Origin of the sequence: Acinetobacter sp. ANC 4654, assembly GCF_002135425.1 — a bacterium.
In the GTDB taxonomy this organism is placed as follows: domain Bacteria; phylum Pseudomonadota; class Gammaproteobacteria; order Pseudomonadales; family Moraxellaceae; genus Acinetobacter; species Acinetobacter kyonggiensis.
The window spans coordinates 106126-132164 of sequence record NZ_NEGL01000006.1 but is presented as its reverse complement, the minus strand read 5'-3'; the positions used below and the strand labels follow the sequence as shown (position 1 = coordinate 132164).

The 26039-nt window shown below is 39.0% G+C and carries 25 protein-coding genes; 16 read left to right on the top strand and 9 right to left on the bottom strand.

Features of this window, described 5'->3' with window-relative positions; all coding sequences use genetic code 11:
- The first annotated feature begins 32 nt into the window (after nucleotides 1-32).
- The 4 genes from B9T24_RS10635 (at nucleotide 33) to B9T24_RS10620 (ending at nucleotide 3509) form a co-directional block, all read left to right on the top strand.
- The gene (locus B9T24_RS10635; RefSeq protein ID WP_086165743.1) at nucleotides 33-266 is read left to right on the top strand and encodes a hypothetical protein; all 234 of its coding nucleotides are present in this window, start codon (nucleotides 33-35) and stop codon (nucleotides 264-266) included.
- A gap of 369 nt (nucleotides 267-635) precedes the next feature.
- Nucleotides 636-1958 carry an NCS2 family permease gene (locus tag B9T24_RS10630; protein WP_086165742.1) on the top strand — a complete coding sequence of 441 codons (1323 nt, stop codon included), beginning with the start codon at nucleotides 636-638 and terminating at the stop codon, nucleotides 1956-1958.
- A gap of 108 nt (nucleotides 1959-2066) precedes the next feature.
- Nucleotides 2067-3068 carry an adenosine deaminase gene (locus B9T24_RS10625; protein ID WP_086165741.1) on the top strand — a complete coding sequence of 334 codons (1002 nt, stop codon included), beginning with the start codon at nucleotides 2067-2069 and terminating at the stop codon, nucleotides 3066-3068.
- A gap of 78 nt (nucleotides 3069-3146) precedes the next feature.
- Nucleotides 3147-3509 (top strand): hypothetical protein, encoded by a 363-nt coding sequence (locus B9T24_RS10620; RefSeq protein WP_086165740.1) that lies wholly within the window; start codon nucleotides 3147-3149, stop codon nucleotides 3507-3509.
- A gap of 69 nt (nucleotides 3510-3578) precedes the next feature.
- Here the strand turns inward: B9T24_RS10620 and B9T24_RS10615 are convergent, their stop codons facing one another.
- On the bottom strand, nucleotides 3579-4133 hold the full coding sequence (locus B9T24_RS10615) for a cytochrome b (RefSeq protein WP_086165739.1): 555 nt from the start codon (nucleotides 4131-4133) through the stop codon (nucleotides 3579-3581).
- Between the two features lie 224 nt (nucleotides 4134-4357).
- Between B9T24_RS10615 and B9T24_RS10610 the strand changes: the two genes are divergently transcribed.
- Nucleotides 4358-4741, top strand: a complete 384-nt coding sequence (locus tag B9T24_RS10610) for a hypothetical protein (RefSeq protein ID WP_086165738.1) — start codon at nucleotides 4358-4360, stop codon at nucleotides 4739-4741.
- Between the two features lie 330 nt (nucleotides 4742-5071).
- On the top strand, nucleotides 5072-5650 hold the full coding sequence (gene rnhB / locus B9T24_RS10605; RefSeq protein WP_086165737.1) for a ribonuclease HII: 579 nt from the start codon (nucleotides 5072-5074) through the stop codon (nucleotides 5648-5650).
- Nucleotides 5651-5708: 58 nt separating this feature from the next.
- Here rnhB and csrA read toward each other — a convergent pair whose 3' ends face one another.
- From csrA to alaS, 3 genes are all read right to left on the bottom strand, one after another.
- Nucleotides 5709-5972, bottom strand: coding sequence for a carbon storage regulator CsrA (gene csrA / locus B9T24_RS10600; protein WP_004648598.1), 264 nt, complete (start codon nucleotides 5970-5972; stop codon nucleotides 5709-5711).
- Nucleotides 5973-6220: 248 nt separating this feature from the next.
- Nucleotides 6221-7501, bottom strand: a complete 1281-nt coding sequence (locus B9T24_RS10595; RefSeq protein ID WP_086165736.1) for an aspartate kinase — start codon at nucleotides 7499-7501, stop codon at nucleotides 6221-6223.
- 66 nt (nucleotides 7502-7567) lie between these two features.
- On the bottom strand, nucleotides 7568-10261 hold the full coding sequence (alaS, locus tag B9T24_RS10590; RefSeq protein WP_171264892.1) for an alanine--tRNA ligase: 2694 nt from the start codon (nucleotides 10259-10261) through the stop codon (nucleotides 7568-7570).
- Between the two features lie 430 nt (nucleotides 10262-10691).
- Between alaS and B9T24_RS10585 the strand changes: the two genes are divergently transcribed.
- A complete protein-coding gene (locus B9T24_RS10585) occupies nucleotides 10692-11726 on the top strand; it encodes a type I glyceraldehyde-3-phosphate dehydrogenase (protein WP_086165734.1) in 1035 nt (344 codons plus the stop codon).
- A gap of 48 nt (nucleotides 11727-11774) precedes the next feature.
- Here the strand turns inward: B9T24_RS10585 and B9T24_RS10580 are convergent, their stop codons facing one another.
- Nucleotides 11775-12305, bottom strand: coding sequence for a hypothetical protein (locus tag B9T24_RS10580; RefSeq protein WP_086165733.1), 531 nt, complete (start codon nucleotides 12303-12305; stop codon nucleotides 11775-11777).
- Between the two features lie 294 nt (nucleotides 12306-12599).
- On the opposite strand from B9T24_RS10580, the gene B9T24_RS10575 reads away from it, so the two are divergent.
- Nucleotides 12600-12917: a hypothetical protein gene (locus B9T24_RS10575; RefSeq protein ID WP_086165732.1), complete on the top strand. Its 318-nt coding sequence runs from the start codon at nucleotides 12600-12602 to the stop codon at nucleotides 12915-12917.
- A gap of 26 nt (nucleotides 12918-12943) precedes the next feature.
- Here the strand turns inward: B9T24_RS10575 and B9T24_RS10570 are convergent, their stop codons facing one another.
- Nucleotides 12944-13243, bottom strand: a complete 300-nt coding sequence (locus B9T24_RS10570) for an AzlD family protein (RefSeq protein ID WP_086165731.1) — start codon at nucleotides 13241-13243, stop codon at nucleotides 12944-12946.
- The gene (locus tag B9T24_RS10565) at nucleotides 13240-13986 is read right to left on the bottom strand and encodes an AzlC family ABC transporter permease (RefSeq protein ID WP_086165730.1); all 747 of its coding nucleotides are present in this window, start codon (nucleotides 13984-13986) and stop codon (nucleotides 13240-13242) included. Before B9T24_RS10565 ends, B9T24_RS10570 begins: the two co-directional genes overlap by 4 nt.
- Before the next feature lie 155 nt (nucleotides 13987-14141).
- On the opposite strand from B9T24_RS10565, the gene B9T24_RS10560 reads away from it, so the two are divergent.
- The 5 genes from B9T24_RS10560 (at nucleotide 14142) to B9T24_RS10540 (ending at nucleotide 18779) form a co-directional block, all read left to right on the top strand.
- Nucleotides 14142-14597 carry an Lrp/AsnC family transcriptional regulator gene (locus tag B9T24_RS10560; RefSeq protein ID WP_086165729.1) on the top strand — a complete coding sequence of 152 codons (456 nt, stop codon included), beginning with the start codon at nucleotides 14142-14144 and terminating at the stop codon, nucleotides 14595-14597.
- A 232-nt stretch (nucleotides 14598-14829) separates the two neighbouring features.
- Nucleotides 14830-15996 (top strand): ATP phosphoribosyltransferase regulatory subunit, encoded by a 1167-nt coding sequence (locus tag B9T24_RS10555; protein WP_086165728.1) that lies wholly within the window; start codon nucleotides 14830-14832, stop codon nucleotides 15994-15996.
- 69 nt (nucleotides 15997-16065) lie between these two features.
- Entirely contained in the window at nucleotides 16066-17385 is a 1320-nt protein-coding gene (locus B9T24_RS10550) for an adenylosuccinate synthase (RefSeq protein ID WP_086165727.1), read from the top strand.
- A gap of 195 nt (nucleotides 17386-17580) precedes the next feature.
- The gene (locus B9T24_RS10545) at nucleotides 17581-17889 is read left to right on the top strand and encodes a hypothetical protein (RefSeq protein WP_086165726.1); all 309 of its coding nucleotides are present in this window, start codon (nucleotides 17581-17583) and stop codon (nucleotides 17887-17889) included.
- Between the two features lie 113 nt (nucleotides 17890-18002).
- Nucleotides 18003-18779, top strand: coding sequence for a M48 family metallopeptidase (locus tag B9T24_RS10540; protein WP_086165725.1), 777 nt, complete (start codon nucleotides 18003-18005; stop codon nucleotides 18777-18779).
- 118 nt (nucleotides 18780-18897) lie between these two features.
- Here the strand turns inward: B9T24_RS10540 and B9T24_RS10535 are convergent, their stop codons facing one another.
- Together B9T24_RS10535 and crp are read right to left on the bottom strand one after the other, a co-directional pair.
- A complete protein-coding gene (locus B9T24_RS10535; RefSeq protein ID WP_086165724.1) occupies nucleotides 18898-19947 on the bottom strand; it encodes an NADP(H)-dependent aldo-keto reductase in 1050 nt (349 codons plus the stop codon).
- A 188-nt stretch (nucleotides 19948-20135) separates the two neighbouring features.
- Entirely contained in the window at nucleotides 20136-20843 is a 708-nt protein-coding gene (gene crp, locus B9T24_RS10530) for a cAMP-activated global transcriptional regulator CRP (RefSeq protein ID WP_086165723.1), read from the bottom strand.
- A gap of 147 nt (nucleotides 20844-20990) precedes the next feature.
- Between crp and B9T24_RS10525 the strand changes: the two genes are divergently transcribed.
- The 3 genes from B9T24_RS10525 to B9T24_RS10515 all read left to right on the top strand — a co-directional run bounded on the left by B9T24_RS10525 (nucleotide 20991) and on the right by B9T24_RS10515 (nucleotide 26021).
- Nucleotides 20991-21413, top strand: coding sequence for an OsmC family protein (locus B9T24_RS10525; protein WP_004648615.1), 423 nt, complete (start codon nucleotides 20991-20993; stop codon nucleotides 21411-21413).
- Between the two features lie 507 nt (nucleotides 21414-21920).
- Nucleotides 21921-24503: an ATP-dependent chaperone ClpB gene (clpB, locus tag B9T24_RS10520; protein ID WP_086165722.1), complete on the top strand. Its 2583-nt coding sequence runs from the start codon at nucleotides 21921-21923 to the stop codon at nucleotides 24501-24503.
- 231 nt (nucleotides 24504-24734) lie between these two features.
- Nucleotides 24735-26021 (top strand): DUF945 family protein, encoded by a 1287-nt coding sequence (locus B9T24_RS10515; RefSeq protein WP_086165721.1) that lies wholly within the window; start codon nucleotides 24735-24737, stop codon nucleotides 26019-26021.
- The last annotated feature ends 18 nt before the right edge of the window (nucleotides 26022-26039 follow it).

The following is a 26039-nucleotide window of genomic DNA, read 5'->3' as shown; positions in this document are numbered from 1 at the left end:
ATGAAAAGTTTTTAAAATAATAAAATTTTATTATGAAAAAAATACTCATTCTAATCTTCATTCTTGTTGTTGTGCTATTGGGATATTATGTTTACCAAGATGCTGAACGTAAAAAAAAGAATGAAGTTGATCAGTTGATTTATGATGCTCATCATTCACTTAGTGTAATAGATTCTAATCCTAATCTTTTTATTCACAATGCTGGAAGTAAAGAGGTAAACACAAAGCCTTTGGTTCAATTGGTTGGTCAGTCCAGTAAAGACTAGACTATTACTTTTGTTGACTAAACTAATATCCTATTGAATTTTAATTGAAAATAAATTTTAGAAACAATAAAAAATCATTGTGTTATAATTTGCCCCGACCATATTTGAATCATATTGTTTATTAATTAAGTATTTGATTTTTTTGAATTAAGTGAGCTGCATAAAAGTTATGCGGCTTTTTTGTTTACAATTTTTGTCATTTGGCTATTTGGGCTGTAATGAAGAATTGTTCAATATACTTGTTTTTAAATGGAAATATTGGCATATCCATTGCTTAGACATCTACAAAATTAATGATGATTTGTGTTAAACGGATCATTAATTTTGTAGCGTGCTGATTGCATAAAGTTTACTTACAGGGGTGAAGTCATGACGACTCCTAGTCCATCTTCAGAGAATATGCTTGAACGCTTATTTAAGTTGAGCGAAAACAAAACCAATTTTCGTACCGAAGTTCTTGCTGGTGTAACTACTTTTTTAACAATGTGTTACATCATTATTGTTAATCCAATGATTTTATCCGAAACAGGGATGGATCATGGGGCTGTGTTTGTCGCAACCTGTCTTGCAGCCGCAATCGGTTGTTTGGTTATGGGGCTTGTTGCAAATTATCCAATTGCACTGGCACCGGGTATGGGGCTAAATGCTTACTTTACCTATTCTGTATGTATGGGGATGGGCGTGCCTTGGCAAACGGCACTTGCTGCTGTGTTTGTATCAGGCTTGGTGTTTATTTTCATCAGTATGTTTAAAATCCGAGAGGCAATTGTCAACGCGATCCCAATGTCATTAAAACTGGCGATTGGTGGTGGTATTGGAATGTTCCTTGCACTGGTTGCACTAAAAAATGCTGGTATTATTGTTGCTAACCCTGCAACTTTAGTGGGTTTAGGGGATTTAAAACAACCTTCGGTTATTCTTGCCTTGTTTGGTTTCCTAATGGTTGTGGTCATGCATCAGTTTAAAGTGCGTGGTGCGATTATTATTAGTATTTTGGCAGTGACGGCTATTTCGACAGTATTGGGTTATAACCAATTCCATGGTGTTGTAGGTCAAGTGCCATCAATTGCGCCAACATTTATGCAAATGGATTTTGAGGGTTTATTCACTGCAAGTTTGGTGGGGGTAATCTTTGTCTTCTTCTTGGTCGATTTGTTTGACTCAACGGGGACATTGGTTGGGGTTTCACACCGTGCAGGTTTGTTGGTAGATGGTAAATTACCTCGTTTGAAAAAAGCACTTTTTGCCGACTCAACTGCAATTGTTGCGGGTGCTGCTTTGGGTACGTCTTCAACTACGCCTTATATTGAATCATCTGCTGGTGTTGCGGCTGGTGGTCGTACGGGTTTAACGGCTGTTGTTGTGGGCATTATGTTCTTGTTGTGCCTTTTTTTAGCACCACTTGCGCAATCCGTGCCAAGTTTTGCTACAGCACCTGCATTGTTATTTGTAGGGGTGTTAATGATTCAAGGTATTGTTCATATTGAATGGGATGATATCACTGAAGCGGTTCCTGCCTTTTTAACCATCGTATTTATGCCATTCACATACTCAATTGCAGATGGTATTGCGATGGGTTTTATTAGCTATGCGCTAATCAAACTATTTACTGGTAAAGCGAAAACTGTACCTTATATGGTGTGGATTGTTGCCGTACTTTGGGCATTAAAATTCGTCTTATTTGGCGGTTAATATTCCAAATTCACAGTACAGCGTGTTGAACTTGCATTGATGAATGTTCTACACGCCTTAGGGTGTAAACTCAAGTTTGCACCTTTTTTTATTTTTAAGGATTAAGGTATGAATAGACTTGAGCTCATCCGTGCTTTGCCAAAAGCAGAATTACATGTACATATTGAAGGGACGTTTGAGCCTGAGTTGATGTTTGAAATCGCTCAGCGTAATCAAATTGATATTCCTTATAAGTCGGTTGAAGAAGTAAAGCAGGCCTATAATTTTCATAATCTACAATCTTTTCTTGATATTTATTATGCGGGTGCGAATGTTTTAGTACTCGAACAAGATTTTTATGATTTAGCGTGGGCCTATTTCGAAAAATGTCATGCTGATCATGTGACGCACACAGAAATGTTCTTTGACCCGCAAACCCATACCGATCGTGGAGTGGCATTTGCAACCGTATTAAATGGTTTGCAACGTGCTTGTGATGATGCAAAAGCCAAATTGGGTATTAGCTCGCATTTAATCATGTGTTTCTTACGTCATTTAAGTGAAGAAGCGGCATTTAAAACTTTAGAACAAGCGCTACCGTTTAAAGATCAGATTATTGCGGTGGGTTTAGATTCTAGTGAAGTCGGACATCCACCTGCTAAGTTTGAACGTGTTTTTGCCAAAGCTCGTGAAGCAGGTTTTTTGGTGGTGGCACATGCGGGTGAAGAAGGTCCAGCTGAATATGTTTGGGAAGCTTTGGATTTACTAAAAGTAAATCGTATTGACCACGGTGTACGTTCAGAAGAAGATCCTGAATTGATGCAGCGTTTAATTCGCGAAAAAATGCCTTTAACAGTGTGTCCTTTAAGCAATTTAAAGCTCTGTGTGGTTGATGATATGGCGCAGCACAATATCCGTCGTTTATTGCAACAAGGTGTGCATGTCACGGTAAATTCAGATGATCCATCTTATTTTGGTGGATACATGAATGATAATTTCATTGCCATTGCTGAAGCTTTAGATTTATCTAATGACGAACTGAAACACTTGGCTAAAAATTCGTTTGAGGCTTCTTTTATTTCTGAAGCTGAAAAACAAAAGTGGACACAGCAAATTGATGCTTTGGTGTAATTTATATTTGAAAATGTACTGGTTTATTTAGTGGATCAATTTGATTCGCTAAATTATGAAGGTTGAAAATTAGGTTTGATGGTGAAAAAGAGTCTTTGTTGGATATTAGTCGTAGGTTTAGTGATTGGTTCGATGTCAGTTTTTGCGACCAATCAAGATTATTCTTTAACACAGAAAATGCTTAAGCCAGTATTAGAGCAAAGTTGTAAAAGTGAATTAAATGATTCAAAAATTTGGCAATCGGCTGCATTTTTTATAAGTGTAGAACGCCAAATGGGTTTGCAAAAACAAGTCTGTGCTTGTGTAAGTGATCATGCACTAAACAATATTTCAGCCAAAGACTTGGCTTTGGCATCAGTCAGTGAATCTGCAAAAAATAGCCTGATTAAACAAGCGGTATTGAATAGTGTTAAGGGCTGTGCTCAAGAAGCGCTTAACTAAGTTTTAGCTGTAAAAAAGCCACATTGCTATATAGCTGATGTGGCTTTTTTGATGTTGGGCTTTAATGGCTTATTTATCTTGTCGAGTCATACTGCGTAAAATATTATCTTTGTCGATAAAATGATGCTTTAACGCTGCAGCGATATGGCCGATGACCAGAAAACCAGCAAACCAAGATAAATAAATATGGACGGGTTTAACAATCGCTAAAATATCAGGATTGTCTTGAACTAGACGAGGTATTTCAAATAAATATAAAACGGGTGCGGGGTGTCCAGCACTCCAACTAAACAAACAACCTGTAATGGGTAAAGCCAATAACATTAAATATAAGGCCAAATGTCCAAGATGTGCCAAGACTTTCATCATGGGTGACATGCTGTCTGGGAGCTGCGGAGCAGGATGGGTATAGCGCCAAAACAAACGAATTAACACGAGGAATATAATCGTTGTCGCGATATTTTTATGCAGGGTAATAACTTGACCTTTAAAGCTGCCATCAACATCATAGCTTAAAAAATTGCCACTATAGAAACCAATCAACCATGCTGCAATGAAAATGATGGCCATGAGCCAATGTAGCATTTGTGCTGTACGGGTATAGTATTGTGAAGTGCGTTGCATGTTGTACCAACATGTGATTTTTAGTTTAACTATGCTAATCAAATTACAGTCATTTAAAAACCTTGAATATAGAACAAAGCGTATAATTCTTGAAACGCTGAAAGCTGTATTGTTTTTAGCCAGATAGTAAGGGTGGTCGGAATTGCAACGAAATATACGTTTCTTCTGTATCAAAGATTCGGCAAAATACGCGCAATCTATTTTAAAACTTAGGATATTCAACTGTGAAAAAATTAATTGCTGTACTTGTACCTCTGGCTTTAGCTCTAACCGCATGTGTTTCAACGAACACAGCAACGGGTACAACAGGCATGCAATCAACAACTCAGCAACTTGGCAATACGGCACTTAAAATTGCCATTAATGCAAAATGTACAACAGAGTTAAATAATACTGCTGCATGGCAAACCGCAACGAAATTGATGACAGCAACACAAAAACAAAATATTCAGTCTGAAATTTGTGGTTGTGTTAGTGAAAAAGCACCACAAAGCGTAACAGCTGTAGATTTGGCAACTGCTGCTATTGATCCCGCAGCACGTAACATGATTGTTACCAATGCAGTGACTAAAACCATTAATGCTTGCGTCGCTGAAGCAGTGAAATAATTGTTAATAAAGAAGGGTCTGTTGATATTTCAGCCATGCATTGCGTTATTCGCTAAAACAACGCAAACAAGACATGAAATGCAGACAATGGTGACCCCCTTGTTAAATTTCATAACGAAGTTTGGGGAAGTTTTAGTGATAACCCTATGGGACAGGGACATTTTTGCCGCTACTGCGTTATGTTTTACTCATTTAGAATAACTAAATTTCGCAAAACATGCCTTGCATCGTCTAAAAATGTCCTCTGTCGCAAGCATCTGTGAAATATCAACAGACCCTCATAATGAGGCTGACGTGTTCAGCCTCTTTTTTTTATAGGTAGATGAAGTGATGAAAATTGCTGGTGTAGATGAAGCGGGGCGCGGTCCACTTGTCGGTTCTGTAGTTGCCGCTGCGGTTATTTTGGATCCCAATAATCCAATTGAAGGTTTAAATGATTCTAAAAAACTCTCTGAAAAAAAACGTGAAAAATTATTTGTAGAAATACAAGAAAAAGCATTGGCTTGGGCAATTGCTGAAGCAAGTCATACAGAAATTGATGAAATTAATATTCTTCAAGCATCATTGTTAGCGATGCGCCGTGCTGTGGAAGCTTTAAATATTTCACCTGAGCATGTGTTGGTAGATGGAAATAAAGTCCCACAAGGCTTGATGATGAGCTGTGATGCGATTGTTGGTGGGGATGCCTTGCATGCGGAAATTTCAGCTGCCAGTATCTTGGCGAAAGTAACCCGAGACCGCGATATGGTTGAGCTTGATGTGCAATATCCACAATTTGGATTTGCTAAACACAAAGGCTATCCAACCAAAGCACATTTTGAAGCGATTGCAGAACATGGGGTGATTGATCAACACCGTCGTAGTTATGCACCTGTAAAAAAAGCGTTAGCTTTGCTTGAGCAAAACTAAGCTTTAGATAAATTTAAAGCGGCTTAGTAAAGCCGCTTTAGGGGAAAACATTTAATGTTTAACGATTAAAGTTATTCTGGGTATTCTGTGTGAAATTATCTTCTTCAAACGAAGGTTGGTAATCTTGATCGAGGTGTTGAAGATGTTCATGCATAGCGCGTTCATGTTGAATACGTTGGTAAATTTCTTCACGGTGAACTGATACTTCTTTTGGAGCATTTACACCAATACGAACTTGATTTCCTTTAACCCCAAGTACAGTTACACTGACTTGGTCCCCAATCATTAATGTTTCTCCGACACGTCTAGTCAGAATCAGCATGTTTATCTCCTTGCAAAATGCTAAACCTGCAATTGATCTAAAATGAACAAAACACAACCTTAAATATCAAAAGAAAACTTTAACAAAGCAATGTAAGGAACATTACCCAAGATGCAGTTTTGTTAAAATTTTCTTAAAACCTTAGGGCTAATATAACAGAGCCACTATAAGAAAAACTATAGTGGCTCTGCTTTTTTGTGTTGTTTTTCAAAAACTGTCTAACAATGACAATTTTTGTTAGCTGCAAATTATGCGCGTACGCTTGATTCGCCATGTTCTCGGTCTAAACCGAAAGCAGTATGTAGTGTGCGAACTGCGAGTTCTAAATAGTTTTCTTCAATGATCACAGAAATCTTAATTTCTGAAGTCGAAATCATCAAAATGTTAATGCCTTCTTCAGCCAGAGCAGTAAACATTTTGCTTGCAACACCTGCATGTGAACGCATACCTACACCCACGATTGATACTTTGACAATATCATCACGGGTTGCGACTTCACGCGCACCAATTTTTTGTGCTGTATCTTCTAAAATGGTTGTCGCTTTTTTTAATTCACCGCGGTTAACCGTGAAAGTAAAATCAGTTGTACCATCTTCTTCAACATTTTGGATAATCATATCCACTTCAATGTTGGCATCACCAATCGGGCATAAAATTTTAGATGCAATACCTGGTTCATCAGGTACACCTAGAATGGTTAATTTTGCTTCGTCACGGTTAAATGCGATACCAGAGATAATTGGCTGTTCCATGTTGTCTTCCAATTCAGTAGTAATAAGAGTGCCGACGTTTTGTTTAAAGTCTTCGTCAAATGCGCCATCATTGTCATTATCAAAACTTGATAATACACGCAAAGGCACTTGATACTTGCCTGCAAATTCAACTGAACGAATTTGAAGAACTTTAGAACCCAAAGATGCCATTTCAAGCATTTCTTCAAAAGAAATACGATCTACTTTTTTCGCTTTAGGTGCAACACGTGGATCGGTGGTATAAACACCATCTACATCTGTGTAGATTTGGCATTCATCTGCTTTAAGTGCAGCAGCAATTGCAACACCTGAAGTATCTGAACCACCACGTCCTAGAGTAGTGGTGTTACCAAGATCATCAAAACCTTGGAAACCAGCAACAACGAGTACACGTCCGGCATTTAAATGATCAGTTAAAACGTCAGTATCAATTGCTTCGATACGCGCTTTGGTGAATGCACTGTCAGTTTTAATGCCAACTTGGCGACCTGTTAGAGACTTAGCTTCAACCCCAATCGAGTTGAGCGCCATCGCTAACATGGAAATCGTTACCTGTTCCCCCGTAGAGACCATTTGGTCGAGTTCACGTGGATCAGGGGTTTCGGTAATGGCTTTCGCTAAAGCAAGTAGGCGATTGGTTTCGCCACTCATGGCTGAGACAACCACTACAACCTTGTGACCGTGGTCATGCCAACGCTTTACACGACGAGCAACATTTAAAATGCGCTCGGGAGTACCCATTGAGGTACCGCCATATTTTTGAACGATTAATGCCATAGTTGTTCCATAAAAGCCATGATCCTGAATTACCTTTTCAGGATCAGTTACACAAAAAGTGAAGTCTTATTTTGCTTCAAGCCAAGCCGTTAAACCGGCCATCACTGGTGCAAACTTCTCGTTAAGTGGCGCGCCACCTTGTGCCAAGTCAGGTTTACCACCACCTTTACCACCAAGTTCAGTGGCTAAGTGTTTGATAATGTCACCTGCTTTAATGTTTGCAGTGAAGTCTTTTGCGACCGAAGCAAGAAGGCTAACTTTATCGCCTTCAACGCCAGCAAGTACAATCACTGCATTGTCTAATTTAGATTTCACCCCATCATGTAAGTTACGTAGTGATTTCACATCCATACCTTGCACGGTGGTGATTAAAGTCGAACGACCAGCAATGGTTTGAACTTGGCTTAAAAGTTCAGCTGCTTGGAAGTTCGCTAATTTTTGGTTGAGTTGTTCAATGTGCTTTTGCAATTGATGTGCTGTTTCAACAGTCGCTTCAACTTTTTCAACCGTTTGATCTTTTTGCGCTTTCAATAAGCCATTGATCTGTTGAATGTCTGCGTCTGCTTTTTGAATCACTTCAACTGCTTTTGTACCTGTCACGGCTTCGATACGACGTACACCGGCTGCAACACCACCTTCAGAGGTGATTTTGAACAGACCGATATCACCAGTGCGTTTGACGTGAATACCACCACACAGTTCGATTGAGAAGTTTTTATCTTCAATCATTGAACCCATAGAAAGTACGCGAACTTCGTCACCATACTTTTCGCCAAACAACATCATTGCGCCTTTTTCTTGCGCAGATTCGATGTCTAGCAATTCGGTAGAAACGGCTGTGTTAGCAATTACTTCAAGGTTTACAATGCGTTCAACCTGTTGTAGTTGTTCAAATGTCACAGGTTGGTCGTTGGCAAAGTCGAAACGTAAGATATCGCTGGCAACCAATGAACCTTTTTGCTGTACATGAGCACCGAGTACTTGACGAAGGGCTGAATGTAAAAGGTGAGTTGCAGAGTGGTTACGCGCAGTGGCTTCACGAATATCGGCTTTTACAATTGCTTCAACAGACTGAGTGGCTTTTAAGCTACCTACAGTCACGATACCTTGATGGACAAAAGCACCACCAGATTTTTTAGTATCTTGAACTTCAAAAATACCTGTCTCGTTTTTGAACAAGCCAGTATCACCGATTTGACCACCGCTTTCTGCATAGAACGGCGTTTGATTCAGTACGATTAGTGCTTCATCGCCTTCATTCACTTCATCAACTTGCTCGCCATCTTTATAGATCGCGATAATTTGACCTTGACCTTGGGTTGCATCATAACCATCAAATTGAGTTTCGCCTTCAATATTGACAATGCTGTTGTAGTCGATTGCAAATTTTCCTGCATCACGTGCGCGTTGACGTTGTGCCGCCATTTCAACTTCAAAGCCAGCTTCGTCAATGGTTAAATCACGTTCACGTGCAATATCAGCGGTTAAGTCAGCAGGGAAGCCGTAAGTATCGTAAAGTTTAAATACAACTGCACCTGGAATGACTGAACCTTTTAGATTCGCAAGTTCACCTTCAAGCAGTTTTAAACCTTGCTCAAGTGTTTTGGCGAATTGTTCTTCTTCTTTTAGTAATAAAGCTTCAATACGAGCTTGGTTTGCCGCCAGTTCTGGATAAGCAACACCCATCACATCAACAAGCGGTTGAAGCATTTTGTAGAAGAATGAACCTGTTGCACCGAGTTTATTACCATGACGTACTGCACGACGAATGATGCGACGTAGCACATAGCCACGACCTTCATTAGATGGATTTACGCCATCAGCAATCAGGAAGCAACATGAACGTGCATGGTCAGCAACCACTTTTAAAGACGCAGGGTAGTCAACAGGTTTGTTGTTTGTCGCAGCTTCAGCGTCAATTGCAGTCGTATCAAGCTCAATAATTTGCGCAGCAGATTTAAGCAAGTTTTGGAACAAGTCGATTTCGTAGTTTGAATTTACATGTTGTAAAACCGCAGAAATACGTTCTAAGCCCATACCTGTATCGACAGATGGGGCAGGTAGTGCATGTAATACACCATCAGCAGTGCGATTGAACTGCATGAATACGTTGTTCCAAATTTCAATGAAACGGTCGCCATCTTCTTCAGGTGTGCCCGGTAAGCCACCCCAGATGTGATCGCCATGATCAAAGAAAATTTCAGAACAAGGACCACAAGGACCTGTATCACCCATTGCCCAGAAGTTATCTGATGCGTATTGACCGCCTTTGTTGTCGCCAATGCGGATAATACGGCTAGCATCTAAACCAATTTCTTTGTTCCAGATGTCAAACGCTTCGTCATCGGTATGGTAAACAGTGGCATAGAGTTTATCTTTAGGCAGTGCTAACCATTCGTCACCAGTAAGGAATTCCCATGCAAATTTGATCGCATCACGTTTAAAGTAATCGCCAAAAGAGAAGTTACCTAACATTTCGAAGAAGGTGTGGTGACGTGCTGTATAACCGACGTTGTCTAAGTCGTTGTGTTTACCACCGGCACGTACACATTTTTGTGAAGATGTTGCACGAACATAATCACGTTTTTCCAAACCAAGGAAGCAGTCTTTAAACTGGTTCATCCCGGCATTGGTGAACAGTAAAGTCGGGTCGTTGGCGGGTACTAGTGAACTCGACGCGACACGTGTATGCCCTTGCGATTCAAAGTAACGCAAAAATGCTTCACGAATTTCAGCTGATGTCATAAAACGAGTACTCACAACCAAGTCACTCCATATATTTCGTATTGGCTAATAGCATAACCGAGCAAATTCATTTAAGAATAGCTGCCTCAGTATACTGGGTATAAAATTTTAAAACGCCAAATTATAACGGAAAAAGCTGTATGCACCAATCACTTTAAGGTGAATTAATGACAATTCTATAGAATCGTTATCCTGAGCTTTTTGATGTAAATCTAAGAGTTAATTGATCTAGAGCCGTTATCGTCAAAATTTAATGCACAGCTTGGTCAATGTTTTTAGCTTACTTTCTTTGATCCTGATTTGTGAAAAAATGACATCAAAAGTAAAGTCAGGGTGATTGGAGCGCAATATTCATCAATAGATGTGAAGAAATGGTATCGATATTCAGTCGAAATCCATTAACATATACAAGTATTTACATCTACCCAAGAGTTAAGGATATCTAATGCAACGAGTAGCCATTAATGGTTTCGGGCGAATTGGTCGCAATGTATTACGTGCTTGGTTTGAAAATCCTAAAGATTTCCATTTTGACATTGTGGCGATTAATGATGTTGCAGATGTAGAGACTTTAATTCATTTATTTAAATACGATACAACCCATGGGCGCTTTAAAGGTAAAGTTGAAGTGTTATGGGAAAATGAACATATTTTTTTGCATATTTCGGCGGGTTTGGCGCAATTAAAAGTCAAGGTCTTTTGCCAAGAAAATCCAGAATTATTGCCTTGGCATGATTTAAATATTGATGTTGTACTTGAATGTACGGGTTTATTTCGTTCCCGTGAAGCTGCGACAAAACATATTACAGCAGGGGCGAGGCGGGTCATTATTGGCGCAGCTCCTTTTGATAGCGTGGATGCAGCGATTGTTTATGGTGTCAACCATCATGAAGTGAAAAGCACCGATCAAATTATTTCCAGCGTATCATGTACCACACAAGCCTTGGTTCCACTGGTTAAAATCATTGATGATGCATTTGGCATTGATACTGCACTCATGACTGAAATTCATGCCGTCACAGCAGATCAGTCGGTATTGGATCATGCGCATCGTGATTTACGTCGTGCGCGTGCTTCGGGGCAAAATATTATTCCAACCACTTCATCGGCTTTAGGGGCTTTGAAAAGTGTGATGCCAAAAATGGCAGATCGTATTGATGGTTATTCTATTCGTGTACCGACTATTAATGTGGCAGCCATCGACTTAACGTTTATTTCGCAATCGCATGTCACAGCACACAAGATTAATGAAGTTCTGGTCAAATCAGCACGTCATGATTATGCTGAAATTATGGATGTGACAGATGAACCCTTAGTTTCATCAGACTTTAACCATTCTCCCTATTCTTTGGTGGTGGATCTGAATCAAACTATGGTGGTTGGGCGTCAAGCCAAAGTTTTTGCATGGTATGACAACGAATGGGGTTATGCCAATCGCTTGCTTGATTTGTGTGAATCCTTTACATCAAAATTCATATAAAAACAGAGGCTGATTAAACGCTTAATCAACCTCTGTTTGAGAAAAAGACTATTCTTCTTCACTGATATAATTTGGATCGTTTAAGAAGCCCTCTTGGATTTCTTTCGGCATGTCTTTGTGCCACCATGCATAGATGGAAGATTGAATCAGTTGATCTTCATTAGGGTCATTGAAGGGTTCATCATCCTCACGAATAAGTTCATCACCTTCAAATTTAAACCAAAATTCCCACGGGTCATCATCACCACAACCCCAAGCTTGTGTATGGATGTCAGGAACTAAGCTTTTTAAGAAGTTTAAAATGGCTTCCATAAATTCATCACCCGATGAACCATGCACAAAGTGAGCAATCGAATATCCTTCAAAACGGTACAGTGATTCTGGCCCTAAGTCATATTCAACCTGATCGACTTGGTCAATGAGATCTTGAGCAAGTTCTTCACCTTCGGTTGGATTGATGGTGACCGCAATTTGTTTGAATATTTCAGCATTGCCCTGATGTTCTTGAAAGAGGCGATCTAATTTATTCATGATTTCTGGGTTAGGATGCTTAAAATATAAGTTGCTGTGAAGTTCCATGGTGAGTGCAGACCCCGAGATGTTGAAAGCATAAAATGCTGATAAATAATGATTGTTTTTAACGGTTGTAAATGAAAATTGAATATTTGCGTTATTGGTGAATAAAAATACAATGTATTGTGGTTATTTGGGAAGTGTTTTTTGAATGAATGTGTTGGCTGTGTCATTAGTGACTTAGAAATTAGGTCGATAGATCAAAATAGTTGCTGAACTTAAACGAATTTTTGAAAATTTAGATGATTAATTCGTTATGATAGTGAATAACAACTAAATAAGATAAGAGAAATGCATATCATGTTGATATTTATCTGGGGTTTTATTCTGCTTTTAGCAATCGCCGTGATTTTTTTAATTTGGGTACAAATAAAGAATCAAACTGATGTACTAAGTGAAACTGAACTTAATCAAAAACTTGAAGAAAAAGTCATTCATTTAGAAGAAAACTTAAAAAAGACCTTGGAAATTATGCAGGACTTGGCCAAAAAAATGCATCTTCAGCAAGAGATGTTGGATAAAACCACGGTTAAATTAAGTCAGATCGAGTTGCACAATGCTGAACTGGTTGGCTTACTAGCAAAGGCGGCAAATTCGTCTGATAGACCATCACTTTAATTTCAGTCTTTAAGGCTTAAACCAGCTTAAATAAGCACGAACCTTAAAACTGCTGCTGATAACATGCTAATCAACACTGTAGGCAGTAAGGAAAAACGTGAAGCTGCAAGCAGTGTAATCGCAATTGCCAGTAAATCGGCAGGGTTGTCTTTGACAAAATAAGGTGCAATCACTGAAATGAGCACACAGCCAGGAACCACTTCTAAGATTTGTTTCTGGCGAGGGGCGAGGGTTTTATTTTTCAGTAAAACATAACCTAAAACACGTGTCAGATAAGTGGTGATTGCAATGCATAAAATGGCAATGAGGGTTGCTGAATGAATCACTTTTTATCTCCTAACAACCAATAGGCAGAAGCAATACCTGCGATTGCGCCAATAGGGACATGCCAACCTTGGGGTAAATATAAATATGCCAGTGCAGCGGTAACTAAACTGACCAACCATGGTCGCGCTGCATGTAAACCTTTCCACATGCCGCGTAATAACACTAAAAATACTGCGGGAAATGCCATGTCGAAGCCAAAACGTGACGCATCGCCTAAAATGGGTCCAATTGCGCCCCCTAAGGCGGTGAATCCAACCCACATGAGGTAAAGAGCAAAACAAAGACCTGCGTAAAAAGACAGATTAAAGGCATGATTGATGCCCGTCTGAACTTGTCTTTTTTGTGCATCCGCCAAGGCAACCGCCCAACTTTCATCACACATAAAAAATAAAGCGGGGAAAACCTGTTTGTTGGGTAAATGTCTGAGGTAGGGCACTAGGCTTGCCCCCATGAGTAAATGACGACTATTGACTAAAAAAGTAATGAACATCAGCATTAAAATATTGGGTGGATTGGTCCAGAGTTCTAAAATGGCAAATTCTGAACCGCCTGCAAAATTGAGACCTGTAAATAAAGGCACTTCAATAAAAGAAAAGCCTTTTTGCGTGGCTTGTGCGCCAAGTACTAAAGCAAAGGGGATAATCCCCAATAGCATCGGAATTGATATTTTTATGCCACGTTTAAATTCAGTGAAGTCCTGCGAATACGTTAAATCTTGAGTTATATTTTTTAACGTAAACATAAGGTTTGGCCTGACAAGAGGAGTTGGATTTAGAAAAATATTTTATGATAATTTATGGAGTATTTTTCACTTAAATTAGCTTAATTTTGGTTTTAAATGAAATTAAATAGCGTTAAATTATATTTAATTGAAATTTACTACTCTGGTGGTTAATGATGGATCATGTTGATAAGCGCATACTGAAAGCCTTACAGCACAACGGGAAATTGCAAAATAATGAATTGGCTCAAATCGTGGGTTTGTCGGCATCGCCATGTTTGCGGCGCGTTAAACAATTAGAAGATGATGGCATTATTGAAAAATACGTGGCTTTGGTTGATCCAACAAAAGTAAATCTTGCGTTAACGGTTTTTGCACGAATTTGGTTGAAAGGACAAGATGCAGAAACTGTAAACCAGTTTGTCGATGCTGTGCATGATATGCCTGAGGTGGTGGAGTGTCAGCTTATGGCAGGGGATTGTGATTTCTTTTTAAGAATTGTGGTTGCCGACTTAGCGGCGTATCGTCAGTTTCAAATTCATCATTTAAATAAAATTGCAGGAATTCAAAATGTCAAAACTGAGATTCCTTTACAAAAAGTCAAGCAAACAACAGCCTTACCTTTAGACTGATCACTTGCTTTTTGTATGATTGTGTTTTTGGCTTAGATATTGAATTTTCTATTGATTGATAATTTCATAAATTTGAATGATTTCATGTTGATTAAACAATAAGTATTCGCCATTTTTTCTGAAAAAGTCAGGTGCACAGCTAAAATTATCGTGCTAGACTAGGAGAAATCGGGTGTGTTCCCGATTTTTTTATGCGGATTCGTTCCGCGCTGACAGAATTTAGGTTTACAACATGCCCATTTCAGAGACATGGTTATTACCTGATGGTGTAGCTGATGTATTACCCGAACAGGCGCAAGTGATTGAAACTTTGCGTCGTGACGCACTAGATTTCCTCGCATCTCGAGGTTATCAATTGGTGTACACGCCATTTATTGAATACATCGAATCTCTATCTTCTCTTTCAGAATCGAATCAAGATTTAGACTTAGCTACTTTTAAAGTGATCGATCAGCTTTCTGGTCGTTTACTTGGTGTGCGTGCCGATATGACACCACAAGTGGCTCGTATTGATGCGCATGTACATCCAGTAGAAGGTGTGGCTCGTTACTGCTATGCAGGAACGGTTTTACATACGAAACCACAAGGGTTTAATACCACACGTTCACCACTACAATTGGGTGCAGAACTATTTGGTTCAGACAGCATTGATGCTGATGTCGAAATGGTTGATGTCATGCTGAGCTTGATTGAGAAAGCAGGCTTGGCAGCAGGTACGCATTTAGATTTAGGGCATGTTGGGTTATTCCGTAGTTTAGTTAAACATGCGGGTTTGACCAAGGCTGTTGAAAGCCATCTTTCGGATTTGTATCAACGTAAAGCACTGCCTGAACTTGCAGAGTTTACTCAAGAATTAAAATTTGGTTCAGATTTCTATACGCTTGGTCGTTATTCAAGTGATTTAGATGCATTACAGACACATTTAAGTGCTGAAATATTGGCGGATGAGGCATTTAAACACGCTTTTGATGTATTGAAAACGACTCAAGTCGAAATTCAATCACGTTGGCCAAATCTGCACATTGGTATTGATGTTGTCGAGTTACGTTCATACCATTATCACACGGGTTTAATGTACGCAGTGTATGCACCAAACCGCGCGGCTCCACTGGCACAAGGTGGGCGCTATGACGGCATTGGTCAGCATTTTGGTCGTGCCCGTCCTGCTACAGGTTTTAGCTGTGACTTATATGCTTTAAGTGCAGGTCAATTTACAGATTTAAATGTAGTGGTTGCACCGAAGGGTACAGCGATGGATTTGCTTGAAGCAATTTCGAATGCACGTACACAAGGCTTTGGTGTAATTCAGTTACTTGGAAATGACAGTTTAAACTCAGTACCGCATGCAACTCATCAATTGGTGAGTGTGGCAGGTGAGTGGAAAGTCGAAAAGATTTAATGACGTGAATTAGTGTCAAGTGACTAATTTAAGTTTTCAATTTTAACAGCATGATGCAATGAGGCTATTATGGGCAAAAATGTTGTGGTACTCGGTACCCAATGGGGCGACGAAGGTAAAGGTAAGATTGTCGACCTGCTCACAGATCAAGCGGCTGCGGTAGTTCGTTACCAAGGCGGACATAACGCTGGTCATACACTCGTGGTTGGTGGTAAGAAAACTGTATTACACCTCATTCCATCTGGTATTTTACGTGAAAACGTACTTTGCTTAATTGGTAATGGTGTTGTACTTTCACCTGCTGCATTAATCGAAGAAATGGACATTCTTGAAAAAGAAGGCGTGCCTGTTAAAGAACGTTTACGTATCTCTCCAAACTGTCCTTTAATTCTTCCGAACCATATTGCACTTGACCAAGCACGTGAGAAAAAACGTGGTAATGCGAAAATTGGTACGACTGGTCGTGGTATTGGCCCAGCGTATGAAGATAAAGTTGCACGTCGTGCAATTCGTGTTGCTGACTTAGTGCGTGGTGGTGAACATCTTAAAGCTCAACTTGAAGAGCTACTTGAATACCATAACTTCCAATTAACTCAATTCTACGGTGTAGAAGCAGTTAATCTTGAAGATGTACTTGCGCTTTGCGACCAATGGCGTGAAGTTGTAGCTCCACTTGTTGTGGATGTAACAACTGAATTGCATAACTACCGTAAAAACGGTGAAAACATTATGTTTGAAGGCGCTCAAGGTTCACTTCTTGATGTCGATCATGGTACATATCCGTATGTAACATCTTCAAATACAACTGCTGGTGGCGTAAGCTCAGGTTCAGGTTTGGGTCCATTGCACCTTGACTATGTACTTGGTATCACTAAAGCATATACAACACGTGTAGGCGCAGGTCCATTCCCAACAGAGTTGGTTTATGATGCTGCAAATGACGTAGGTGATGCGATTGGTAAACACCTTGGAACTAAAGGTTCTGAATTTGGTGCGTCTACTGGTCGTCAACGCCGTTGTGGTTGGTTTGATGCAGAAATTCTACGTCGCTCTGTAGATGTAAACTCACTTTCTGGTATTTGCTTAACTAAACTTGACGTTCTTGATGGTTTAGAAGAAGTGAAAATCTGTATCGGTTACGAAGCTGCTGATTCTGGTTGTGTTGGTTCTTCTGATGCACTTGCATTTGAAACGTTAAAACCAATCTATGAAACAATGCCAGGTTGGTCTGAGTCGACTTTCGGTGCAAAAAGCATGGAACAATTGCCAGCAAATGCAATTGCTTATGTAAAACGCATTGAGCAGTTAATTGAATGTTCAATCGACATCGTTTCAACTGGTCCAGACCGTGAAGAAACCATTGTATTACGTCATCCTTTTAATGCTTAATTTAAGCGCATAGAAAGATGGTAAAAAAAGCCTCGCAATATGTGAGGCTTTTTTATGTTCCCTTTTTTTAACAAGATGATAAGTGGATATATGCTGGTGAAAATTCTGCAAGACTAAAGTTGCATCAGAGAGTACTGTTTAAATCATTGGCAGTTGCTAAAATACAAAACATAAGATAAATAGCGGGTTGTGCGGATGCATAAAAATATTTCAGGAACGATTTTTTATTCCTTACTTTTTGCAATGGGTGGAGCACCGACCATTGCGATGCTGATTATTCAAGCACAAACTCAAGATCCTAATATTGTCTATGGGGTATTTATTGGTTTAAGTGTCATTATTGCGTGTATTTTGGTGCCATTAATTTTAATTCAAAATGCATTTTTATTTTTTAAACGAAAAAATGATCAACTTGAGCAAAAAATCAAACCACTTTGCCAAGTGTATTTGGTTCTGAATGCTTTATGTCTTATTTATTGGCTTAGTTTTCAGTTTCTTAAATAAGCGCGGTTACATAAATGATATGAATGTGGATTGAATAATAATTTAAAGCTGATCGACAATTCCATATAATCGCCTTAAAACAGATATCTATTTTTAAGGTGGAGATTATTATAATGAACAGCAAGTTTATTTTGAGTTTATGTGCAGCAAGTGTGATCACTATTTCGGGTTGTACCACTGTTGCGGAAATGGCAGGGGCGGATTCATCCACATTAAATGTAGCTGCGGCACAAGGCTTTAATAAAACAGTTCAAGAAGCAAGTGCAAATAAAACCTTAGATACTTCATCTGCGACGTATAAACGTATTAATGCTGTATTTTTGCGTTTAAAACCGTATGCAGATCAAGTGAATCAAACGGGTCAGAAGTTTAGTTGGCAACTGGCAGTTTTGAAATCTGATCAGGTCAATGCCTATGTCGCACCTGGTGGTAAAGTTGTGTTCTATACAGGTATTGTCAATAAGCTAAACCTGACAGATGCAGAAATTGCGGCAGTGATGGGGCATGAAATGGTACATGCTTTAGAGGAACATTCTAAAAATAAAATTGGTGCTCAAGCCTTAACTGATTTAGCTTTAAATATTGGTTTAAGTGCAGCAGGAAACAATGTTGGACAATTGGGTACAGCAGCAGCGCAGTTAGGGAGTCAAGTCGGGATAGGGTTGCCTTATTCACGTAGTCTTGAAAGTCGTGCCGACCAAGGTGGATTACTTCTTATGGCGCGTGCAGGTTATAACCCGCAAGCAGCAATTACGCTTTGGGAAAAAATGAATAAATTAGATGGTGCAGGTGGTTCATCATTCTTGTCTACTCACCCTTCAAATAGCCAGCGTATTGAAGCAATGCGTAAAAATTTGCCTACTGCTCAAGCAATTTATAATAAGCGTTAATAAATAGTTAGGTTTAAAAAAGGATGCGATAGGCATCCTTTTTTATATAATTTTTTGATTTTTGAGCATCATAAATTATTGATTTAAATACTGAATAAAGAATAAAGCAGCGCTTTATTCAGGGTGCAGGGTTGGGCTGTTGACGATGGATGTCTTCAATGCCTTGTAAAATGTCTACAGATAAATCAATGTCAAAAGCTTGGATGTTTTCTTTGAGTTGATCCAAATTTGTTGCACCAATAATAGTGCTGGTCACAAAGAATTGTTGCTTGATAAATGCCAATGCAAGCTGAGTGAGGGTTAAGCCATGTTGCTCCGCAAGTTGAGCATACTGTTCGGTTGCCCATTCACTTTCTGGATTGCTATAGCGGTTAAAACGCGAGAATAGTGTGACACGAGCATTGGCGGGACGCGCGCCATGACGGAGTTTACCCGTCAAATAACCAAAAGCTAAAGGGGAATAGGCCAGCAATCCTACATTTTCATAATGGGCAATTTCTGACATGCCAATTTCATAGGTACGGTTTAATAGGTTGTAGGGGTTTTGCACACTGACAAATTTTTCTAAACCTAATTTTTCTGCCAAGTTTAAAAATTTCATGGTTCCCCATGGCGTTTCATTGGACAGTCCAATATAACGAATGCGTCCTTTTTTAATTTCATCACTTAAAGCGGTCAGGGTTTCTTCTAAAGCTGTAATTTCGCTATTTTGCTGTGCTTCACTGTTGCCATAACCGAGTTTACCAAAGAAGTTGGTTGGTCGTTGTGGCCAATGCAGTTGATAGAGGTCGATATAATCGCTTTGCAGGCGTTGTAGGGAGTCATCAATGGCAGAAGCAATCTCTGCTGCTGTAAAGCGTGTTTGCCCATCACGGATCTGGCTGCCGCCTTGTGAGGGACCTGCTATTTTTGAGGCGATAAATAATTGATCTCGATTGCCACGTTGTGCAATCCAATTGCCCAATATTGTTTCAGTAGCACCTTGAGTTTCAGGTTTGGGTGGCACTGGATACATTTCAGCGGTATCCCAAAAGAACAAACCTTGATCTAAAGCATATTCAAGTTGTTGGAAGGCCTCTGCTTGGGTATTTTGCTCACCAAAAGTCATGGTTCCTAAACAAATTTCAGGAACCAATATTCCTGTATTGGCTAAAGGTTTCAGTTGCATCGAGGTTTATCCTTTAATTTTTATCATGGCATTTTAAGTTGTGTACAAGACTACCTGATTTAGTCATAAGAGTTAAATCATGAATAGTTTTAAAGTTGTCATAAATGTGACAAAAGAATAAAAAATGAAAGCATAAAAAAGCAAATCATAAGATCTGCTTTTTTATTGAATTGGCAAAGATAAAAAGCTTATTCTTCGTCGTCATCCTTCTCTGAAGAAACATCAGTTTCTTCAGGTGTAACATCAAAAATAAGAATGGCTTTACCATCTGTTTCGATCATGCCTTGTTCTTCAAGCGTTTTTAAAACGCGTCCAACCATTTCGCGAGAACAACCAACAATACGGCCAATTTCTTGACGAGTAATACGGATCTGGCGACCATTTGGAAGAATCATGGCTTCAGGTTGTGAAGAAAGATCAATTAAACAACGTGCAATACGACCAGATACATCTATAAATGCAAGGTCTGTGACTTTACGTGTGGTATTTTTTAAACGGCGCACCAGTTGAGCAAATACAGCATAGCTAAGATCTGGATATTGTTTGCTTAATTCATGAAAATTTTCATAGGTAATTTCAGCAATTTCACATACGTCACGTGTACGAACTTCTGCAGTACGTTGTGGATTTGCTTCAAATAAGCCCATTTCCCCAAAAAAGTCACCGGCATTCAAATATGCAACTACAATTTCGCGCTCATCATCTTCGCGTAAAATAATGGATACTGAACCTTTTAAAATCAAATAAAGAGACTTTGATTCAGTGCCTGCATCTATGATTGCAGTGCGTTTTGGGTAGCGGTTGATATATGCACGTTTTAGTAATGCTTTTACTGACTCTGGTAGCTGGCCAGGAGAAAGCGCATCAGTGCTAAGTTGTGAAAAGTTTGCAGTCATGCTAACGGTTCCGAATATGGATAAGTAATAGATCGCACAAGACCTAAAATGAACTTGTCACATAGAAGAGATGAAATTCCGTATCAACTCAATTTATGTTAGTGTACAGGTACGTCGTAAATTTATAGCTTTTTTCAGGTAGTTGCAATGCAAACAAGTGTTCATTGGCTAGAGAATGTTGCTTTTGAAGCCAAATCAGAGAGTGGTCATCAAATTGTCATGGATGGGGCTGAGGCATACGGTGGTGAAAACCGTGGCCCACGTCCTATGGAGCTTATATTAATGGGACTTGGTGGGTGTGCTTCCTTTGATATTGTGACTATTTTAAAGAAATCACGCCAAGATGTGACAGGGGTCGTATGTCAGTTGAAAGCGGATCGTGCTGATAGTATTCCTGCTGTGTTTACCAAAATCCATTTACATTTTGTGGTAACAGGTAAGGCAGTAAAAGAAAAACAGGTGGCTAAAGCCGTTGAGCTTTCTGCTGAAAAATACTGTTCAGCAAGTAAAATGTTGTCAGATGGTGGTGTTGAAATTACTCACGATTTTGAAATTATTGAAGCTGAGTAATGAAAAAATGGATGGTAATTCATACGTGAGTTGCCATTTTTATAAGTTATATAAGCTGTATCCTTTTTAAGTTAAAAATTTACAAAATTGAATAAAATAGTCTTAGCTCAATCCAAATTAAGAACTTTAATAACAACGTTAAGCAACCTTGTTCACGTGTTGCTTTATATTCATTAACTTTCTGGTCTTTAATGGCATTAAATTTTTTTATTGCTTAAATAAACTGCATAAATAAGTTTTTAAACCATCAAGTATGAACACATGGTGTTTTATGCTGTTGCTCAAAATGAGTCAGATAATATATTTTAAATAGAATTTGATACATAAGATATCAAATTGAACTTGAAAAACCTATGATATATACCCATATTATAACTGAGTTATATTTTTTGTCTTAATGACTTTAATTATTGAAAATTAAAAATATTTTTTAATAAAATTGTTGAAAAATATCAAACCATTCCCATCTATTATCCAAGTACAAAATTTGTTGTGAGGAAAATAAGAATGCGTTTTGAAAAATTTACAAATCGCTTACAGCAAGCCTTATCAGATGCCCAATCTTTAGCTATGGGTAAAGATAACACCGCAATTGAAGGTATTCACATTCTATCTGCACTATTAGAAGAATCATCTAATATCAGCTTGTTACAACAGGCAGGTGCAAATTTAAGAGACCTTCAAACCAAGTTGCAGCAGGCATTAAATAATGCCGCAACGATTGCTAACCCAACGGGCGATATCAATTTAAATCCAGAAGCTGTACGTGCATTGAATCTAGCGGATAGTTTTGCACAAAAAGCGGGAGATGAATTTTTATCTACGGATTGGGTTATTTTAGCGCTCGCTGAAACAGGTGCAACGAAAACACTACTCAATAGTGTAGGTGTGACGACAGATAAGCTGCGTAAAGCAATTGAAAATATACGAGGTGGTGACAAAGTTATGGCAAATAACCACGAAGATCAACGTGATTCTCTGAATAAGTATACGGTTGATTTAACTGAACGTGCCATGTCTGGCAAGCTTGATCCAGTTATTGGGCGAGATGAAGAAATTCGTCGAACGATTCAAGTTTTATCACGTCGTACTAAAAATAACCCTGTGCTTATTGGTGAACCAGGGGTGGGTAAAACTGCGATTGTAGAAGGCTTGGCACAACGTATTGTCAATGGTGAAGTGCCTGAAGGCTTAAAAGGTAAACGCGTTTTATCTTTAGACTTAGGGTCGTTATTGGCAGGTGCGAAATATCGTGGTGAGTTTGAAGAACGTTTAAAAGCCGTTCTAAAAGACCTTGCTAAATATGATGGCGAGATCATCTTATTTATTGATGAGCTACATACGCTTGTCGGTGCTGGTAAAGGTGATGGTGCGATGGATGCAGGGAATATGTTAAAACCTGCATTGGCGCGTGGTGAGCTTCGCTGTGTGGGTGCAACCACTTTAGATGAATATCGTCAGTTCATTGAAAAAGATGCAGCATTGGAACGTCGTTTCCAAAAAGTCTTGGTCGATGAACCGAGTGTAGAAGACACCATTGCAATTTTACGTGGTTTAAAAGAGAAGTATGCAACACATCATGGTGTGCAGATTCTTGATTCGGCAATTATTGCTGCTGCGAAAATGTCACATCGTTATATTACAGACCGTCAATTACCAGATAAAGCCATTGATTTAATTGATGAAGCTGCATCGCGGATTAAAATGGAAATTGACTCGAAACCTGAGCCACTTGACCGTTTAGACCGCCGTCTTATCCAGTTGAAAATGCAATTGGAAGCGGTAAAACAAGATGCTGACTCAGTCAGTAAAGCTGAAGTTGAATATTTGGAAAAGCAAATTGAAGAAGTTCAACGAGAATACAACAATTTAGAAGAAGTGTGGCGTGCTGAAAAAACCTTAGTTGAAGGGACGAATCAGGCGCAAGTCGAGTTAGATAAAGCTCGAACTGCTTTTGAAAAAGCACAGCGTGAAGGTGATTTGGCTGAAGCAAGCCGTTTGCAATACGGTGTGATTCCTGAATTGCAAAAACGCCTTGCAGCGGAAGAAGTGGCTGAAGAAAGTAGTGAAGAGCCAAAATTGATTCGTACTAAAGTGACCGAGAACGAAATTGCTGAAGTGGTCAGTGCTGCAACGGGTATTCCTGTGACAAAAATGTTGCAAGGTGAACGTGAAAAACTTCTTCATATGGAGGATTTTTTACATAACCGTGTGGTTGGACAAGATGAAGCGGTTGTTGCTGTATCGAATGCAGTCCGTCGTTCACGCGCCGGTTTATCTGATCCAAATCGACCAAGTGGTTCATTCTTATTCCTTGGGCCAACAGGTGTGGGTAAAACTGAATTGACCAAAGCTTTGGCGAATTTCTTGTTTGATAGTGACGATGCCATGGTTCGTATCGATATGAGTGAGTTCATGGAGAAACATTCTGTGAGCCGCTTGGTTGGTGCACCTCCGGGCTATGTTGGATATGAAGAAGGCGGTATCTTAACCGAAGCTGTGCGACGCAAACCATACAGTGTGGTGTTGTTTGATGAAGTGGAAAAAGCACATCCTGACGTGTTTAACATCTTATTACAGGTGCTTGATGATGGTCGTTTAACGGACTCTCAGGGACGTGTCGTTGATTTTAAAAATACAGTCATCGTGTTGACTTCAAACTTAGGTTCACAAGATGTACGTGAGTTAGGTGGAGGTGCTACAGAGGATGAAGTTCGTACGGTAGTGATGAATGCGGTATCGCAACATTTCCGTCCAGAATTCATTAACCGTATTGATGAATTGGTGGTTTTCCATTCATTGAAAAAAGAGCAAATTCGAGGTATTGCAGATATTCAGTTGGATCGTTTACGCTCACGCTTAAGCGAAAAAGACATGAGTCTTTCTGTCGAGGATAGTGCTTTTGATCAATTAATAGATGCTGGTTTTGATCCTATCTATGGTGCTCGACCACTGAAACGTGCAATTCAACAACAAGTCGAAAACTCGTTGGCACAAAAAATATTAAGTGGTGAGTTTCTCCCAGGCGATACTATTTTGATTAAAGCTGAACATGGTCATCTTGAGTTTGAGAAAATGAAATTGAGTTAAAAGTTTAATTCGTTTTCAATCGCAAAATAAAAAACCTAGCTTCGGCTAGGTTTTTTATTGAGGAATAGAAATGTTAAAAATGACATTTTAAAGTCAAAATGTGACGTAAGTTTTCACATTTTTGTGATGGAAATATCATCTAAGTGCTTTATTTGCAAAATAATTATCTTTATTTAATGATTCTCTTTATAATTTATTTTAATAACAAATAAACAACTTGAGATAGGGAAAATGACTAAATTAAAGTGGGGTATTGGAGGCGTACTTACGCTTACTGTGGTCGCAGTAGCAGGTAATCTTTATGCGGATAAAAGTTTGAAAACTTATTATCAGCAGGGCAGCAAGCAATCAAATAATTTGACTTTAGAGTATCAACAATTTCACATGGGGTCGTTAAAAGGCGATGCTAAATGGATTGCCGAATTAGTACTAGATCCATGTAAACCCAAAGAAGTGATTCAATTTAGTGGTCAGGATAATATTAAACGTAGTTGGAATGGATACGCTATTGATTCAGAGATTAAAATTATTCAAGCACCAGCTATGCTTAAGTCCTTATTAAAGGAACCTCTTAAAGTACAAACGACAGTCAATTGGTTGGGAAACATGAATACCACGTTGACTACGCCAGTCATTACACGAAATGAAGCCCAAATACAGTCTAGATTAGATCCGATAAAATTAAAATTTCGTGCAAAACCTGTGGATCAACAGTTGAATATACAAAACTTACAACTGGAAATTCCAAATTTGACAGTCACTGATACAGACATGAATTTTCAAATGGTTGGATTAAAGCTAGAAACCAACCAAGGGCTTAATGGTGAGTATCTGGAAGAGGGGAAAACCCAAATTCAGATGGACTTGCTAAAAATGTCAGATCGAGATATCAATAAACCAATAAATGTTGAACTTAAGAACTTTAGTGTCGAAACTGCAAGTAAATTGACGGATCGGGTTTTTAACACTGAAATGTTGTTGCGGTTAGATGAAATGAAAATGCCTTTTGTGCCAGCAATGCAGAAAGTGCAGTTTAATTTTAATGTGATTGATTTGAATCGACAAAAATTACAGAGTTTTTTTGATATCTTGGCGAAAGGTGAAAACAGTTGCGTGGCTAAAGAAGCACTGGTGAAAGATATAGAACCTGCTTTATTGGCGGTGATCAATGAAGGTTTTCGTTTTGAGTCAAAAGATAATCAGTTTGCTATAGGGCAAGGCGTTGCTCAGGGGAGTATGGCAGGGCGTATTATGCCGAGTCATCAATCCACCATGATGGGTATGGTCAAAATGATACCAAGTTTAATGGAATACAAAGCAGATGTTCAGTTTGATAAAAATATGATGTCGAGTGTAATGAATAATTATATGCAAAAGGGCGGAGCTACCATGTCTGATCAAAATATCGAAAATATGTTGTCTACTATGCAGCAGTCAGGGCAGGTGAAACGCGAAGGTGATATTTTGAAAATGTCAATTGAATACAAATATGGGCAGAAAAAGTTCCTGACTGAATAATGCTGTGTGATTAGGTGG

Coding starts and splice junctions, on each gene's coding strand:
- B9T24_RS10635 (WP_086165743.1), top strand. CDS start 33: ATGAAAAAAATACTCATTCTAATCTTCATTCTTGTTGTTGTGCTATTG.
- B9T24_RS10630 (WP_086165742.1), top strand. CDS start 636: ATGACGACTCCTAGTCCATCTTCAGAGAATATGCTTGAACGCTTATTT.
- B9T24_RS10625 (WP_086165741.1), top strand. CDS start 2,067: ATGAATAGACTTGAGCTCATCCGTGCTTTGCCAAAAGCAGAATTACAT.
- B9T24_RS10620 (WP_086165740.1), top strand. CDS start 3,147: ATGGTGAAAAAGAGTCTTTGTTGGATATTAGTCGTAGGTTTAGTGATT.
- B9T24_RS10615 (WP_086165739.1), bottom strand. CDS start 4,133: ATGCAACGCACTTCACAATACTATACCCGTACAGCACAAATGCTACAT.
- rnhB (WP_086165737.1), top strand. CDS start 5,072: ATGAAAATTGCTGGTGTAGATGAAGCGGGGCGCGGTCCACTTGTCGGT.
- csrA (WP_004648598.1), bottom strand. CDS start 5,972: ATGCTGATTCTGACTAGACGTGTCGGAGAAACATTAATGATTGGGGAC.
- B9T24_RS10595 (WP_086165736.1), bottom strand. CDS start 7,501: ATGGCATTAATCGTTCAAAAATATGGCGGTACCTCAATGGGTACTCCC.
- B9T24_RS10585 (WP_086165734.1), top strand. CDS start 10,692: ATGCAACGAGTAGCCATTAATGGTTTCGGGCGAATTGGTCGCAATGTA.
- B9T24_RS10580 (WP_086165733.1), bottom strand. CDS start 12,305: ATGGAACTTCACAGCAACTTATATTTTAAGCATCCTAACCCAGAAATC.
- B9T24_RS10575 (WP_086165732.1), top strand. CDS start 12,600: ATGTTGATATTTATCTGGGGTTTTATTCTGCTTTTAGCAATCGCCGTG.
- B9T24_RS10565 (WP_086165730.1), bottom strand. CDS start 13,986: ATGTTTACGTTAAAAAATATAACTCAAGATTTAACGTATTCGCAGGAC.
- B9T24_RS10560 (WP_086165729.1), top strand. CDS start 14,142: ATGGATCATGTTGATAAGCGCATACTGAAAGCCTTACAGCACAACGGG.
- B9T24_RS10555 (WP_086165728.1), top strand. CDS start 14,830: ATGCCCATTTCAGAGACATGGTTATTACCTGATGGTGTAGCTGATGTA.
- B9T24_RS10550 (WP_086165727.1), top strand. CDS start 16,066: ATGGGCAAAAATGTTGTGGTACTCGGTACCCAATGGGGCGACGAAGGT.
- B9T24_RS10545 (WP_086165726.1), top strand. CDS start 17,581: ATGCATAAAAATATTTCAGGAACGATTTTTTATTCCTTACTTTTTGCA.
- B9T24_RS10540 (WP_086165725.1), top strand. CDS start 18,003: ATGAACAGCAAGTTTATTTTGAGTTTATGTGCAGCAAGTGTGATCACT.
- B9T24_RS10535 (WP_086165724.1), bottom strand. CDS start 19,947: ATGCAACTGAAACCTTTAGCCAATACAGGAATATTGGTTCCTGAAATT.
- crp (WP_086165723.1), bottom strand. CDS start 20,843: ATGACTGCAAACTTTTCACAACTTAGCACTGATGCGCTTTCTCCTGGC.
- B9T24_RS10525 (WP_004648615.1), top strand. CDS start 20,991: ATGCAAACAAGTGTTCATTGGCTAGAGAATGTTGCTTTTGAAGCCAAA.
- clpB (WP_086165722.1), top strand. CDS start 21,921: ATGCGTTTTGAAAAATTTACAAATCGCTTACAGCAAGCCTTATCAGAT.
- B9T24_RS10515 (WP_086165721.1), top strand. CDS start 24,735: ATGACTAAATTAAAGTGGGGTATTGGAGGCGTACTTACGCTTACTGTG.